Consider the following 13,928-nt stretch of genomic DNA (forward strand, 5'->3'; position numbering starts at 1 on the left):
ATGCGCATCACCTCCGCCGAGGTTCTCGTCTCGAGCCCCGGCCGCAACTTCGTGACACTGAGGATCACCACCGACGACGGGTTCACCGGCCTCGGCGACGCCACCCTCAACGGCCGCGAGCTCGCGGTCGCCGCCTACCTGAGCGAGCACGTCGTGCCGCTGCTGATCGGCAGGGACGCGCACCAGATCGAGGACACCTGGCAGTACCTCTACCGCGGCGCCTACTGGCGTCGCGGCCCGGTGACGATGGCGTCGATCGCCGCGGTCGACACCGCGCTCTGGGACATCAAGGCGAAGGCGGCTGGGCTTCCGCTGTACCAGCTGCTCGGCGGTCGCAGCAGGGAGGGCCTGCTGGTCTACGGTCACGCATCCGGCGCTGAGCTGCCCGAGCTGTTCGACTCGATCAACGAGCACCTGGAGGAGGGCTACCGCGCTGTCCGCGTGCAGACGGGCATCCCAGGGCTGCCGTCGGTGTACGGCGTCGCGTCGAGCAAGAACGCGGCGGCCGGCGCCGGATCCGGCTCGGATGCGCGGTACGACTACGAGCCTGCTCGGCGCAGCGCCGTGCCCGTGGAGGAGTCGTGGGACACCCGCGCGTACCTGCGGCACGCGCCGACGGTGTTCGAGGCCGTCCGCAACGAGTTCGGCCCTGAGCTGCCGCTGCTGCACGACGCGCACCACCGGCTCACGCCCATCCAGGCTGCCAAGCTCGGCAAGTCGCTCGAGCCGTACGACCTGTTCTGGTTGGAAGACGTGACGCCGGCGGAGAACCAGGCGGTGCTGCGGCGGGTGCGCGAGCACACCACGACGCCGCTCGCCATCGGAGAGGTCTTCAACACGATCTGGGACTACCGCGAACTGTTCGAGGAGCAGCTCATCGACTACGTTCGCTCGCCCATCACGCACGCGGGCGGTGTCACCGGGCTGCGCCGGATCTTCGATTACGCTTCGGTGTACCAGATCAAGTCAGGGGTCCACGGCCCCACCGACGTCTCGCCGGTCGGCCTGGCCGCCGCCATCCACCTCGGCATCGCCATCCCGAACTTCGGCATCCAGGAGTACATGAAGCACAGTCCGACCACTCACGAGGTCTTCCGCACCACATACAGCTTCGAGAACGGGATGCTGAAGCCGTCCGACGCGCCAGGCATCGGCGTCGACTACGACGACGTGATCGCCCAGTCGTTCCCGTACGAGGCGGCGTACCTGCCGGTGAACCGTCTGCTCGACGGTTCCATGCACGACTGGTGACCGGCGAGGGCGCGGCGCCGATCCGGGTCGTCGTGATGGGGGTGTCCGGGTCTGGCAAGAGCACGATCGGTGCCCTCATCGCGCACGAGCTGGGAGTGCCGTTCGTGGACGGGGATGCCCTGCATCCGATCGAGAACGTGCGGAAGATGGCAGGGGGCACCCCGCTGGACGACGCCGACCGCGCGCCGTGGCTTCGCGCCGTCGGCCGCGCGCTGGCCGAGGCGGACGGCGGACTGGTGATCGCGTGCTCCGCCCTCAAGCGTGCGTACCGCGACCTGATCGCGAGCGAGGCGCCCGGCGCGGTGTTCATCCACCTCGCCGGGTCGCGCGCCGTGCTCGCGGCCCGCATGGAGGGCCGCACCGACCACTTCATGCCGGCCGCGCTCCTCGACTCGCAGCTCGCGACGCTCGAACCACTCGCCGCCGACGAGCGCGGCGCGACGATCGACATCGACGCTCCCGTCGACGACGTGCTCGCGCGCGCCGTGCTCGCCGCGCGCGAGCGCTAGATCGGCAGGTTGAAGAGGCGCTTGGCGTTGCCGGAGAGCACCAGCTCGCGGTCGGCGTCGCTGAGCTCGAGCTCGTTCTGGACGAACTCGACGCCCTGGTTCATCCAGGAGCGGAAGACGGGGAACGACGAGCCGAACAGGTAGTGGTCTGCCCCGCTGACCTCGATGGCCGCCTCGACCTGCGTCTTGCCCCAGGAGTGCGGGTGGGTGAGGTCGAAGAAGATGTTCTCGTCCAGGTACTGCTTGATCTTCTCGCCGCCTGTCGGGTCGAGGCGGGCCATCGCCTCGGCCTTGTTGGGGGCGTGCGGGGTGAGCAGCGCTGCGTTCGCGAACCAGTTGCCGCCGAGCATCGTGTGGATGAAGCGCAGGTTGGGGTACTTGTCGAACATCCCGCTGAACAGCTCGCGGCCGACGGCGGTTGCCTGGTCGACGATGCGGCCGTACTCACGGCGGAGGTTGGTGTAGTCGATGACCGACTTCCACTCGACGGGAAGCGGGGTGTGGTGCACGATGACCGGGATGTCGAGGTCGTTGAGCACCGTGAGGTACGGGTCGAACGCCTCGTCGTCGAGGTAGAGCTGTCCGTAGTGGCAGGCGAGCTGCACGCCCACGACGCCGAGCTCCTTGATGCAGCGCTCCAGCTCGTAGATGTTCTCCTTGCCGCCCCACGGCGGAACGCAGGCGGTGGCGAACAGGCGCCCGTTCGACTTCTTCACGATCTCGGCGGCGTTGTCGTTGACCGCCTTGCAGGTCTCCAGGCCGAGCCATTCCTGCCACACCGGGACGCGCATGATGCCGTAGTCGACGCCAGCCTCATCCATCGCTGCGAGTTTGGCCTCCGCCGAGTAGTCGCCCTCGACGTAGTTGAGGTTCTGGTATCCCTTCGGCTTCTCCAGGATCAGCTGCTTCTGGCCGCTCTCCATCGTGATGACCCTGGCGATCTCGCCGAAGCCGCGCGGCGCTGAATCGAGGAAGCCGTTGAGGATCTTCTCGTTCGTGAAGAGGTCCTCCGGCAGATGGTGGATGTTGATGTCGACGACCGTCATGGCCTGAACTCCTTTGTTTCGTACACCGTTGTGACGTCAGCATACGTGATCCTGACAGGATCGTGCTGGAAATCGTGTGCGATCCTGTGTACGATCACACTGCGCCTCACGGTCGAGCGACGTCGCCGACCACCGCGCGGAAAGGCAGTGCAGTGAGCGAGCTCATCGAGCGGGACGTCGAGTACACGGCGGGTGGCGTTGCCATGACCGGGTACTTCTGCGTACCGGAGACGGCCGGCCGGCTCCCCGGCGTCGTCCTACCCGGCGTCGTCCTCCTGCACGACGCCTTCGGCCTCGACCAGGCGTTCCGCGCCACGGCACGCCGGCACGCCCACTCCGGAAGGGCGGTCTTCGCGGCCGACCTCTGGGGCGGACGCCGCAGCCCGAGCACCGGCGACGAGATCGGGCAGCTGATCGGCTCGATGGTGTCCGATCGCGACACCTGGATGGGCAGAGTCCACGCGGCGCACGAAGCCGCATCCGGTCAGCCGGAACTCGACCAGGACGCCGTCGCGACCGTCGGATACTGCTTCGGCGGTTCGTCGGCTCTCGAGTACCTCCGCAGCGGAGGGCGCACGCGCGGCGTCGCGAGCATCCACGCCGGGCTCGACCTGCTCATCCCAGGATGGGAGTCGTCCGACCGGGATGCGCGCGTGCTCGTCTGCACCGGCGCCGACGACCCGATGGCCACCCCTGCCCAGTGGCAGGCGCTCAAGGCGGCGCTCACCGGACGCGGCATCCACTGGGAGCTCGACCTCTACAGCGGTGCCAAGCACGCTTTCACCGACCCACGGGCCGACAGCCTCGGGATGCCGGGGGCCGCGTACGACGCGCGAGCCGCTGCCAGAGCGCTGGGGTCCACCGACCGATTCCTCGACGAACTCCTCGCACAGTAAGGGACACGAATGCTCGACATCGCCATCATCGGGGCAGGGCCAGCCGGGCTGCTCACGGCGCTCCGCCTGCACAAGGCGGGCTACAGCCCGACGATCTACGAATCGGTTCCAGAGCTGAAACCGCTCGGCGTCGGCGTGGACATCAAGGTTTACGGGACCAAGGAGATCGAGGAGATCGGCCTGCTCGACGAATTCCGCGCCATCTCGGTGGATGCGGAGGACTCGATCTTCTTCAACGCCCACGGCCAGGAGATCTACGCCGAGAAGTGCGGTGTGCACATGGGCTACCTGAACGAGCAGCGATTCGTGCATCGCGGGAGGCTGCAGATGCTCTTCCACAGCACGGTCGTCGAACGGCTCGGCGCCGGCGCGGTGAAGTCCGACACCCGCGTCACCGGATACCGCCAGGACGGCGACCTGGTCACCCTCGACGTCGTGCACAGCGACGGAACCACCGGCCAGGTCGGTCATGACGCCGTGATCGCCGCAGACGGGATCAACTCCGCCGTGCGCAAGCAGATGCACCCGGAGAGCTCGACCCCGCACTACTCGGGCATCACGATGTGGCGCGGCGTCACCGTGCACCCGCCGTTCCTCAACGGCCGAACCATCCTGCATATCGGTGACCCGCGGGTCTCCTCGATGATCGTCTACCCGATCCAGGACGACGTGGACGGCCAGGGCAACCAGCTCATCAACTGGGTGGTCGAGTACGAGCGCGACGAGACGGCGGAGGACTGGAACCAGAAGGGCACGGTCGACCAGATCCTCCCGCTCTACGACACGGTCAAGCTGCCGTTCCTCGACGTGCAGCAGCTGATGCGGGATGCGCGCGAGGTCTACCTCTTCCCCCTTATCAGGCACGACCCGCTCGACAACTGGGTGGACGGCAGGGTCGTCCTGCTCGGCGATGCAGCGCACGCGATGTATCCGCGCGGCGGTAACGGCATCTCCCAGGCCCTGGTGGATGCGCATGTCATCACGGACCAGCTGCTCGCGCATCCGGACGACCCGCACGCGGCGTTCGTGGCGTACGACGCGATCCGCCGCGAGCCGGTGAACCGCATCGTCATGAACATGCGCGGCGAGGGATACGAGGTGATCCGCCGGATGGTCGCGGAGCGCACGGACGGTCAGCCGTTCGAGGACATCGAGGAGGTGCTCCCGCTGGCGGAGGCCGACGAGATCTTCAGCAAGTACCACGCGCTCGTCGGCGCGCCCCGGCCGGGCCGCGAGGCCGGCGAGGCGACCGGCTACCGCACCTGGGCCGCACCGAAGGCGACGGCATGATGGGCACGGTCGAGGAGGTAGACCAGGCGACCAGGAATGCGATCCTCGCCGTCGAGGACACGCGTCGGCGCGCGCTCGTCGACGGTGATCTGGATGCGCTCGACGCGATCTTCGACGACGCGCTGATCCACATCCACGCACCGGGGCTGGTGCACACGAAGGCCATGCTGCTTGAGCACGTCGGAACGCGCCGCGCCTACCTGGCGGTGGAGCGCGGAGAGCTGAGCATCCGGCGGATCGGCGACGTCGCGATCGTGGTCGGGCCGATCACCAACCACCTGAGGAACCCGGACGGGTCGAGCAGGCTCCAGACCGGAACGGTCACCCAGGTGCTCCGCCTGGCCGGCGACGGCGCGTGGCGGTTCGTGAACTTCCAGCTCACGCCGACCGGCGAGGAGATCTGGGGCGCGCTCCCGTCCGAGCGCGCGGCGGCTGCGGGGGATGACGCAGCATGAGACTGGCTCGCTACTGTGCAGGAACAGAGGATCGCGTCCGGCTCGGCCGCGTAGACGGCGACACCGTGACCGACCTGTCCGGCGTTCGGGGGATCGGATCGTCACTGAAGGCGATCCTCCCCACACTGCAGGAGCTGGAACCCGCGATCCTCGCGGCGGAGGGCGACACCCACGCGCTCGCGGAGGTGACCCTCCTCGCGCCGGTCGACGACCCGCAGAAGTTCCTCGGTATCGGCATGAACTACCGGGAGCACGCGGCGGAGGCGGCGCTCGCCGGCATCCCGACGCCCACCAGTCAGCTCTGGTTCAACAAGCAGGTGTCGTGCATCGTCGGCCCGTTCGACGATGTGGTGAAGCCGGACGTGTCCGACCAGCTCGACTACGAGGTGGAGCTCGGCGTCGTGATCGGCCGGCGCTGCAAGAACGTTGCCGTCGAGGATGCGCGCTCGGTGATCGCCGGGTACGTCGTACTCAACGACGTCTCGGTGCGCGACTGGCTGCAGAAGCGCTCGCCGACGTTCACGCTCGGCAAGTCGTTCGACACGCACGGTCCCATCGGGCCGTGGCTGACCACCGACGACGAGATCGCCGACCCGCTCGCCCTCCGGATGACGCTGACCGTCAACGGCGAGGTCCGTCAAGACCACGTCACCGACGACATGATCTACGACATCTACGAGCAGATCGCGTATCTGACGCAGGTGATGACGCTCCTGCCAGGCGACATCCTCGCGACAGGGACGCCGCAGGGGATCGGCGCGCCGACGGGGAACTTCCTCCGGGTCGGCGACGTCGTCGCTGCCGGCATCGACGGCCTCGGCGGGATCGAGAACCGGATCGTGGCGGAGGTGCGTTGAGGATGTCGATCACGCTGAAAATCGCATACGATGTCACACACGATCAGGTTGCAGGCGCATCCCGATCGGCCACGCCCGCAATGACGCGAACCAGGGAGCACGACCGATGACCACACATGAGAGCGCGACCGCCGCGATTTCCCGGGTGACCCCCGACCGTCAGCGCCTCGGTTTCGGCTGGTGGTCGTCACGCTACGCCGTCATCGTCGTGTGGCTGGCGCTGATCATCCTGTTCAGTCTGCTTGAACCGAACACGTTCTTCACAGCCGGTGCGTTCCGGGTGATCTTCGGCGGCCAGCTCGAACTCGTCTTCCTCTCCGCCGGGCTGCTGTGCACCATCATCGTCGGAGAGTTCGTCGACATGTCCGTCGCGTCGAACTTCGGCCTGTCCGCAGTACTCATCTCGGTGCTCAACGTCACGTACCACTGGGATGTCTGGGTGTCCGCCGTCGTCGCCGTCGCGGTCGCCGCGCTGGTCGGCCTGATCAACGGGCTGCTCGTGGTGCGCGTCGGCGTCAACACGATCGTGGTGACCCTCGGGATGAGCACGGTGCTGCTCGGGCTCGCGATGTGGGTGACGAACCTGCAGCCGATCAGCGGGCTCCCGCAGAGCTTCGCGCAGCTCGCCCTGTTCAACTTCGGCATCAAGGGCGGCCTGCCGATCGGCTTCTTCATCGGCCTCGTCCTGATGCTCGGCTTCGCGTACATCCTGCAGTTCACGCCGCTCGGCAGGAACATGCGGTTCGTCGGCGAGAACCGCGAGGTCAGCCGCCTCGCCGGAGTCAGGGTCAACCGCATCCGGCTCGGCGCGTTCATCGCCGCCGGCGTGATCGCCGGTCTCGGCGGAGTGCTCGCCGCTGCCAAGACGGGCGGGTTCGACTCGTCGGTCTCCCAGACCTACCTGCTGCCGATGTTCGCCGCCGTGTTCCTCGGCACCGCGATCCTTCAGCCAGGGCGGTTCAACCCGATCGGCACCCTCATCGCCGTCTACTTCCTCGCGACCGGCGTGCTCGGCCTGCAGCTCCTCGGCGCCACATCGTGGGTCGCCAACGTCTTCTACGGCGCGGTCCTCGTCACGGCCGTGACCCTCTCGACCATCCTCAACCGGCGCGCGAGATAGCCGTGCCGGCCCGAGGACGCACCACCCCATCCACATTGCCAACGTTGTCAAGAAGGAGCTAGAAACCATGACCACCACAGCACACAGGGCGCGCCGCAGTCTGATGCTCGCCAGCGGCATCGCGGTCGCGGCGCTCGCGCTCGCCGGCTGCTCCGCCGACGATGCGGCCGCGCCGAGCTCCAGCTCCGCCGCGGGAAGCTCCGACCTCGCCAAGGCCGTCGCGGCGGCGGAGGCGCTCCCCACGTCGTACCCGATCCCGGCCGACCCTATCTCCGGCGTCAGCGCTCTCAAGGGCAAGACGGTCTACTACATCCCGATCACCCAGCAGGCGCCGCAGTTCACGGTAACCGGCACCGCGCTCAAGAAGGCGCTCGGCACGGTCGGCATCACCGTGCAGACCTGCGACGGCAAGGGTACGCCGACCGACATCGGCGCCTGCATCGGCCAGGCGCAGGGTGCGGGAGCCGCCGGCATCATCCTCGACGCCATCCCGTACGAGCTCGCCGCGAACGGCCTTGACGCCGCCCGCGCGGCCGGCATCCCGGTGATCGTGTCCGACCAGGGTCCGACCGACGACAAGTACCCGGCGGATGCGACCCTCGCCTACCTGCCGGCCCCGGCCCCCGCGACCGACACCGCCCTGCTGCAGTGGATCGCCAAGGACTCGGGAGGCAAGGCCAACATCCTGATCAACCAGGACGCGGACGGCCCGTGGCCCGCGGCGTACATGAAGACGGCGCTCGCCCAGCTGAAGAAGGACTGCCCGGACTGCAAGACGACGATCAACCAGGTGTCGTCGGCCAACTTCGCGCAGGTGGCGCCGTCGACCTCGGCCGCGCTGCTCGCCGACCCGTCGATCGACTACGTGTTCACCGACTTCGCGCAGTTCCTGCAGCCGACCCAGGGCGGCATCCAGTCCGCGGGCGTCGCCGACACCGTGAAGGTCGTCTCCGGCGCAGCGGTGCTCGGAACCTACCAGGCGGTCAAGGCGGGTCAGCTCGCCGCCGCGGCCGGCCAGGCGGCGTCGTTCCAGGGCTGGAAGGCTGGTGACATCATCCTGCGCCTGATCACGAAGACCAAGGTCGGGGACTATGCGATCCCGACCAGGCTCTTCTCGCCGACCAACATCGACAGCGTCACCCTCACCGCCGCGGCGGAGGCGTCGGGCGAGTGGTTCGGCCCGACGACGTTCCCAGCCGACTTCAAGAAGCTGTGGGGCGCCGAGTGACGGACGAGCACTCGACGGTGGCGCGGGCGGCGACGTCCGCGCCATCCGTCGCGCCGCGGCTGTCCGTCGAATCGCTCTCGAAGACGTTCGGCAGCAACCGCGGCCTCAAAGACGTCGCGTTCGACGTGCGGCCGGGGGAGATCCACGCCCTGGTCGGCCAGAACGGGTCCGGCAAGTCTACGGTCGCGAAAATCCTCTCCGGGCTGTACACCCCCGACCCAGGCAGCAGGGTCTCGATCGACGGAGCACCGTTCCCCCTCCCCGTGCAGCCCGCGCACGCGCTCGCCAGCGGGATGGCGGTCGTGCACCAGAGCCTCGGCCTCGTCGACTCGTTCACCGTTCTCGAGAATCTCCGCGTCGGCCGGTTCGCGGCGTCGAAGGTGTTCCGTCGCATCGACTGGAAGCACGAGAGAGCGGAGGCCGAGGCGGTCTTCGCCCGCATCGGCCGGACGGTGCCGCTCGACGTGCCCGTCGGGTCGCTCCGCGAGGAGGACCGCGCCACCGTCGCGATCGCCAGAGCGCTGCAGGACGCGACGCCCGGCCGCGGGCTCATCATCTTCGACGAGTCGACGCGCGCACTCGGGCGTCGCTCGCTCGAGCACTTCTTCCGCATCCTGCACGACATCGTCGCGACGGGAACATCCGTCCTCCTGATCACCCACAGGCTGGAGGAAGTGGTCGATGCGGCCGACAGGGTCACGGTGCTCCGCGACGGCGCGACCGTGGTCAGCGGCAAGGACGTCGCCGGCATGACGGAGACGGAACTGACCGCGCTCATCCTGGGCCGCGGGCTGGAGGGGCTCGGCACCAAGACGCCCGTCCATCCGGCGCCCGGCGCCCCGTCCGTGCGGATCACCGGGGTGACGGGCCTCGGCGTCTCCGACGTCGCGTTCGATGTGCGCCAGGGCGAGATCGTCGGACTCACGGGACTCGCCGGGTCCGGCTACGACGACATCCCGTACCTGCTGAGCGGCGTCAGCCGCGCATCGGCCGGTTCCCTCGCCCTGCCGTCGAAGATCGTCAACATCGCAGGTCTCACACCGCCGACCGCGATCGAGTCCGGCATCGCGCTGGTGCCGGAGGGCAGGGAGCACGCCGGGATCGCCGCAGGCATGTCGATCGAGGAGAACATCGGCTTCCCGCAGACGGCCCGTGCGAAGCGCTCTCTGCTGCCGATCAGGGCGAAGGGCCAGCGTGCGCTCGCCGCCGACTGGATCGAGCGGCTCGACGTCCGCCCTCCCCGGCCGTCCGCGCACGTCGGCACGCTGTCCGGCGGCAACCAGCAGAAGGTGTTCATCGCGAAATGGCTCGCGACCGACCCCACCCTGCTCCTGCTGCACGAGCCGACCCAGGCGGTGGATGTGGGCGCCAGGCACACGATCGCGACCGCCGTCAGGGATGCGGCGGCGTCCGGCCGGTACGTCGTCGTCGCTGGATCGGACGAGAACGAGCTCGCCCTCATCTGCGACCGCGTGCTGGTCTTCGACGACGGCGTGATCGCGCGCGAGCTCACCGGCGCGTTCACCCCGGACGACATCGTGGCGGCGATCTACACGAACGGGTCGCGGGGCCGCCTCCGCGACCGCGAGGCGGCGACGGAGTGACCGTGCACGACGAGGACATCGACGGATTCTTCTCCACCGCCCGCGTCAGCGGTCGAGACGAGGCGGTCGTCCTCGGAGAGGAGGACTACCGGGACTTCCTGATCGGGCACGACGACCCGGAGCTCGCCGACTGGCGGCAGATGACGTACGAGAAGTTCGCGGCGACCAGGCAGCAGAACGAGTTCCTCTCCGCTCTCCTCGCCGACTGGGACGAGCTCTACGCCGAGCCGTTCGTCGGCGTCACCTCGGACGGTGTCGTGCGCGACGGCCTGTACGACCTCCGGAGGGGCGGCGAGACCGACCCGGAGCTGGTCGCCGCGGCGGAACAGGCGCTCGCGGCGCTCTCCGCCGACCAGCAGCGCCGGGTCCGCTATCCCGTGGATGCGCCGGACTGGCGCGGCTGGAGCAACCCGGAATTCGTGTTCCACCGCAACGGGCTGCGGCTGGAGGACATCGCGGACGACCAGGCGGAGGCGATCCTCGCCCTCATCGCCGCATCCCTCAGCGCTGACGGCTACGCGCGGGTGCGCGAGGCGATGGCGCTCAACGGCTTCCTCGGCGAGCTGACCGACCTGCCCGGCATCATGAACGAGCGCAGCTACTGGTTCGCGTTCTTCGGCGCCCCGTCGCCGAGCGAGCCGTGGGGCTGGCAGCTGTCCGGGCATCACGTCTGCCTCAACTTCGTGACGGTGGGAGGGCGAGACGTGATCGCGCCGGTGTTCATCGGCGGCGAGCCGGCGCTCACGGACGCACGGCCCCCGCTCTTCGACGAGCGCGAGCGGCTCGCGATCCGGCTGGCGTCCTCGCTCACGGCGGAGCAGCGTGCGGAGGCGGTCGTCTACGCCTCGGTGCTCGACCCCGCCATGCCGGAGGGACGCGTGCACCCGGCCGACGAGCGGCACGTGGGCGGAGCCTTCCGCGACAACCGCGTGGTGCCGTACGAGGGCATCCAGGCGTCGCGGCTGTCACCGGACCAGCTCGGGATGCTCAGGGCGATCGTCGCCGACTTCCTCCTGCTGCTCCGCGAGCCGCAACGCGACCTCACGCTCGCCGAGTTCGACGCGCACCTCGACGAGACGTGGCTCTCCTGGTACGGCGCGACCGACGGTTCGCAGCCGGTGTACTTCCGCATCCAGAGCCCGGTGATCCTGGCGGAGCTGGACAATCACGCCGGTGTCTGGCTGGCCAACCGCCTCCCGGCGCGGTTCCACGTGCACACCACGCTGCGGATGCCGAACGGCAACGACTACGGCAAGGCGTTCATCGCGTCCTGGTCGGCCGACGGGGCCGCTCAGGACGAGCGCTGAGCGCCGAGCGACTCGTCGTAGTTGGAGATGGCCTCGAGCGTCTTCACGTCGTGATCGCGCGCCGTCGCCTCGATCACGTCGGGGTCCGCACCGGCCTCGATGAGGTCGAGGATGCCGTCATGCTCGTCGATGGACTCCAGGGCGCGTCCTGGCGCGTACCAGTACGCGGAGCGGCGGATGAGGTCCATGCGCACCCACTCGGCCATCACGAGTTCGTTGAGCCTGGGGTCGTCGCACTTGGAGCAGACCAGCTCGTGGAACTGCCGGTTCAGGATGCCGAACTGGATGGTGTCCAGGTTCTGCAGGGCTTCGCGCATCCTGACGTTCATCTGACGCGCCTGCGCGATGTCCTCCGCGCTGAGGTTGGGTGCGGAGAGGGCGGTGGCGAGGCCTTCGAGGCGCGCGAGCAGCCGCATCGTGCGGTGCCAGGAGTTGGTGTCGAACGTCTTGACGGTGGCGCCGGCGTTCTGGACGATGTCCACCCAGCCCTCGGCTTCGAGCCGCCGCAGCGCCTCGCGCCACGGCACGGAGCTGATCTCGTGCTCACGGGCGAGCTGGTCGATGACGAGGCGGTATCCGGCACCGTATGTGCCGTCCATGATGCGCGCCTTCAAGATGTCGTAAGCCTGCACCGCTCTGCTCGACGCCACTGTCCGCCCTTCCCGTATCTCCCGATAATATCAGAAATCCTATGCGATCCGGCTGTTCGGCGCAGCGAATCGCAGTCGCTCAGACGCCGCGCACGAGCTTGGTGAGCTCGGTCATCGCCCCGCTCGCCGCTTCGAGCGCGGCCCTGTCGCGTGCGCCGAGCTGCGCGATGGCCTCGGCGACGGCGCCGGCCCAGTCCGCGGCGATGGCCTCGTGCTCTGCACGCCCGAAGGCGGTCGGGACGATCCGGACGGTGCGCTTGTCCGTCTCGTCGGCAGCGCGCTCGACCAGCCCCTTGCCGACGAGCACCCGGATGGCGGCGCTCGCGTTCGGCTGACGGAGGCCGAGGGCTGCCGAGAGCTCCCCGACCGTCGAGCCTGGCGCATCCACCACCTGTTTGAGCAGCGCGACCTCCGTGGTCGGCAGCGGGCCGACGCCCGCGCGGTCGGGGGAGCGTTTGTGGATCGTCCACGCGAGCTCGCGCAGGATCACTGGAAGACGCGCGCTCACGTTGTCTGGCATGGCACCATTCTCACCCAGTGGCCGCACCGACGCTCAGAGCGGCTGCGCCATCACGTCCAGAACGTGCCTGGTCGCGGCCACGTTGTCGAAGCCGGGGAGGCGCCCCATCTCCCACTCCGCGATGTTGAGCGAGGTCTCGACGACGAGCCTGCATCGCTCCAGCCGCCGGTCGGTGTACTCGGCGAAGGCGCTCTCCAGATCGTCGTGCCGTGCGAGCGCGTCGGCGAGCACGACGCCGTCCTCGATGGCCTGGGCTGCTCCCTGCCCGAGGTGCGGGGTGATCGTGTGCACGGCGTCGCCCATCAGCACGACGCGGCCTCGGTGCCACGGCGTCGGAACGCCCATGGTCTCCTCCGGGCGGAGGACGATGTCGGCGTCGTCGGTCACGAACTCGTCGCGCACGCGCCCTGCGAGTCCGCCGAACGGGGCGAGGTACTCCCGCAGCCGGGCGGCCAGCTGGTCGCGCGGGATGCGTTCCTGAACCTCCATGTGGGCGTTGTAGAACATATAGGCCAGGTCGGGGCCGATCGGCACGAAGCCCGCCATGTCGCCGGTGGGGGAGACCTGGAGGACGATCCTGTCGATCTCCGGAAGCCGGGGGATGTTGAGGCGGAAGGCGGATTGACCGATGTACCTGGTCTCGATGTCGTCTCCGAGCACGTGCGGTCGCACTCTGGAGCGGACGCCGTCGGCGCCGACCACGATGTCCGCCTCGATGACGTCGCCGGTGGCCGTCGTCACCCGCACCCGGTCGCCGAGATCCTCGAGGTTCTCGAACGCTGTCGAGTAGTGGATGACGACCCCCACCTCCCTCGCCCGCTCGGACAGGATGTCGTGGAGCTGCGGGCGGGTCACGCCGTTCATCGGCGGGAAGGTCGTGCCGTCGATCTGGATGCCCTGGATGTCGTGGAGGTGGTTGCCGTCGACGTCGATCATCTCGCCCCAGGCCTGCGCCGCGAAGCCGACGGCGACGCACGCGTCAGCGCATCCGATCGCGTCGAGCGCGCGCAGGGCGTTGCCGGGCTGGATGATGCCGACGCCGAAGATCGAGCTGTGCAGGTCGGCCGACTTCTCGACGACCTGCACGTGGTGGCCACGCTGCCGGAGGGCGATCGCGGCGGAGAGGCCGCCGATTCCGGCGCCGACGACGAGGATGTGGAGTTTGCCCATGATGGTCCTACTTCGCTGTAGTGGG

Annotated in this window: 14 protein-coding genes; 10 read left to right on the plus strand and 4 right to left on the minus strand. The window is 68.8% G+C overall.

Annotated elements, in window-relative coordinates; genetic code table 11:
- Both manD and ACIRCZ_RS17695 read left to right on the plus strand, forming a co-directional pair.
- Complete coding sequence (manD, locus tag ACIRCZ_RS17690; RefSeq protein ID WP_055889234.1) at positions 1 to 1,251, plus strand: D-mannonate dehydratase ManD; 1,251 nt, start codon at positions 1 to 3, stop codon at positions 1,249 to 1,251.
- The gene (locus ACIRCZ_RS17695) at positions 1,248 to 1,760 is read left to right on the plus strand and encodes a gluconokinase (RefSeq protein WP_235500120.1); all 513 of its coding nucleotides are present in this window, start codon (positions 1,248 to 1,250) and stop codon (positions 1,758 to 1,760) included. Before manD ends, ACIRCZ_RS17695 begins: the two co-directional genes overlap by 4 nt.
- Here the strand turns inward: ACIRCZ_RS17695 and ACIRCZ_RS17700 are convergent.
- Complete coding sequence (locus tag ACIRCZ_RS17700; protein ID WP_055889237.1) at positions 1,757 to 2,806, minus strand: amidohydrolase family protein; 1,050 nt, start codon at positions 2,804 to 2,806, stop codon at positions 1,757 to 1,759. The genes ACIRCZ_RS17695 and ACIRCZ_RS17700 overlap by 4 nt on opposite strands.
- A gap of 152 nt (positions 2,807 to 2,958) precedes the next feature.
- Here ACIRCZ_RS17700 and ACIRCZ_RS17705 point away from each other — a divergent pair, with 152 nt between their 5' ends.
- From ACIRCZ_RS17705 to ACIRCZ_RS17740, 8 genes are all read left to right on the plus strand, one after another.
- Positions 2,959 to 3,702, plus strand: coding sequence for a dienelactone hydrolase family protein (locus ACIRCZ_RS17705; RefSeq protein ID WP_402855386.1), 744 nt, complete (start codon positions 2,959 to 2,961; stop codon positions 3,700 to 3,702).
- A gap of 9 nt (positions 3,703 to 3,711) precedes the next feature.
- Complete coding sequence (locus tag ACIRCZ_RS17710; protein ID WP_055889243.1) at positions 3,712 to 4,992, plus strand: FAD-dependent monooxygenase; 1,281 nt, start codon at positions 3,712 to 3,714, stop codon at positions 4,990 to 4,992.
- Positions 4,989 to 5,447: a nuclear transport factor 2 family protein gene (locus tag ACIRCZ_RS17715; protein ID WP_402855389.1), complete on the plus strand. Its 459-nt coding sequence runs from the start codon at positions 4,989 to 4,991 to the stop codon at positions 5,445 to 5,447. The genes ACIRCZ_RS17710 and ACIRCZ_RS17715 overlap by 4 nt, the downstream gene beginning before the upstream one ends.
- Positions 5,444 to 6,304: a fumarylacetoacetate hydrolase family protein gene (locus ACIRCZ_RS17720; RefSeq protein WP_402855392.1), complete on the plus strand. Its 861-nt coding sequence runs from the start codon at positions 5,444 to 5,446 to the stop codon at positions 6,302 to 6,304. The genes ACIRCZ_RS17715 and ACIRCZ_RS17720 overlap by 4 nt, the downstream gene beginning before the upstream one ends.
- 106 nt (positions 6,305 to 6,410) lie before the next feature.
- The gene (locus ACIRCZ_RS17725; RefSeq protein ID WP_402855395.1) at positions 6,411 to 7,424 is read left to right on the plus strand and encodes an ABC transporter permease; all 1,014 of its coding nucleotides are present in this window, start codon (positions 6,411 to 6,413) and stop codon (positions 7,422 to 7,424) included.
- Positions 7,425 to 7,491: 67 nt separating this feature from the next.
- Positions 7,492 to 8,652 (plus strand): sugar ABC transporter substrate-binding protein, encoded by a 1,161-nt coding sequence (locus tag ACIRCZ_RS17730; protein WP_402855398.1) that lies wholly within the window; start codon positions 7,492 to 7,494, stop codon positions 8,650 to 8,652.
- A complete protein-coding gene (locus ACIRCZ_RS17735) occupies positions 8,649 to 10,256 on the plus strand; it encodes a sugar ABC transporter ATP-binding protein (RefSeq protein ID WP_200949517.1) in 1,608 nt (535 codons plus the stop codon). Before ACIRCZ_RS17730 ends, ACIRCZ_RS17735 begins: the two co-directional genes overlap by 4 nt.
- Entirely contained in the window at positions 10,253 to 11,563 is a 1,311-nt protein-coding gene (locus tag ACIRCZ_RS17740) for a DUF3500 domain-containing protein (protein WP_402855402.1), read from the plus strand. The genes ACIRCZ_RS17735 and ACIRCZ_RS17740 overlap by 4 nt, the downstream gene beginning before the upstream one ends.
- On the opposite strand, the gene ACIRCZ_RS17745 is transcribed toward ACIRCZ_RS17740, so the two are convergent.
- From ACIRCZ_RS17745 to ACIRCZ_RS17755, 3 genes are all read right to left on the minus strand, one after another.
- Positions 11,548 to 12,213 (minus strand): GntR family transcriptional regulator, encoded by a 666-nt coding sequence (locus tag ACIRCZ_RS17745; RefSeq protein ID WP_235500137.1) that lies wholly within the window; start codon positions 12,211 to 12,213, stop codon positions 11,548 to 11,550. The two genes, ACIRCZ_RS17740 and ACIRCZ_RS17745, sit on opposite strands and share 16 nt — an antisense overlap.
- A gap of 79 nt (positions 12,214 to 12,292) precedes the next feature.
- Positions 12,293 to 12,733, minus strand: coding sequence for a MarR family winged helix-turn-helix transcriptional regulator (locus ACIRCZ_RS17750; RefSeq protein WP_402855406.1), 441 nt, complete (start codon positions 12,731 to 12,733; stop codon positions 12,293 to 12,295).
- 33 nt (positions 12,734 to 12,766) lie between these two features.
- Positions 12,767 to 13,903: an FAD-dependent oxidoreductase gene (locus ACIRCZ_RS17755; RefSeq protein WP_055889269.1), complete on the minus strand. Its 1,137-nt coding sequence runs from the start codon at positions 13,901 to 13,903 to the stop codon at positions 12,767 to 12,769.
- Positions 13,904 to 13,928 lie beyond the last annotated feature (25 nt).

Origin of the sequence: Leifsonia sp. NPDC102414, from assembly GCF_044765685.1 — a bacterium.
Taxonomy (GTDB): domain Bacteria; phylum Actinomycetota; class Actinomycetes; order Actinomycetales; family Microbacteriaceae; genus Leifsonia.

What these genes read in the sequence shown, in the direction of transcription:
- manD (WP_055889234.1), top strand. Translation starts at nt 1, where the DNA reads ATGCGCATCACCTCCGCCGAGGTTCTCGTCTCGAGCCCCGGCCGCAAC.
- ACIRCZ_RS17700 (WP_055889237.1), bottom strand. Translation starts at nt 2,806, where the DNA reads ATGACGGTCGTCGACATCAACATCCACCATCTGCCGGAGGACCTCTTC.
- ACIRCZ_RS17710 (WP_055889243.1), top strand. Translation starts at nt 3,712, where the DNA reads ATGCTCGACATCGCCATCATCGGGGCAGGGCCAGCCGGGCTGCTCACG.
- ACIRCZ_RS17715 (WP_402855389.1), top strand. Translation starts at nt 4,989, where the DNA reads ATGATGGGCACGGTCGAGGAGGTAGACCAGGCGACCAGGAATGCGATC.
- ACIRCZ_RS17720 (WP_402855392.1), top strand. Translation starts at nt 5,444, where the DNA reads ATGAGACTGGCTCGCTACTGTGCAGGAACAGAGGATCGCGTCCGGCTC.
- ACIRCZ_RS17725 (WP_402855395.1), top strand. Translation starts at nt 6,411, where the DNA reads ATGACCACACATGAGAGCGCGACCGCCGCGATTTCCCGGGTGACCCCC.
- ACIRCZ_RS17730 (WP_402855398.1), top strand. Translation starts at nt 7,492, where the DNA reads ATGACCACCACAGCACACAGGGCGCGCCGCAGTCTGATGCTCGCCAGC.
- ACIRCZ_RS17750 (WP_402855406.1), bottom strand. Translation starts at nt 12,733, where the DNA reads ATGCCAGACAACGTGAGCGCGCGTCTTCCAGTGATCCTGCGCGAGCTC.
- ACIRCZ_RS17755 (WP_055889269.1), bottom strand. Translation starts at nt 13,903, where the DNA reads ATGGGCAAACTCCACATCCTCGTCGTCGGCGCCGGAATCGGCGGCCTC.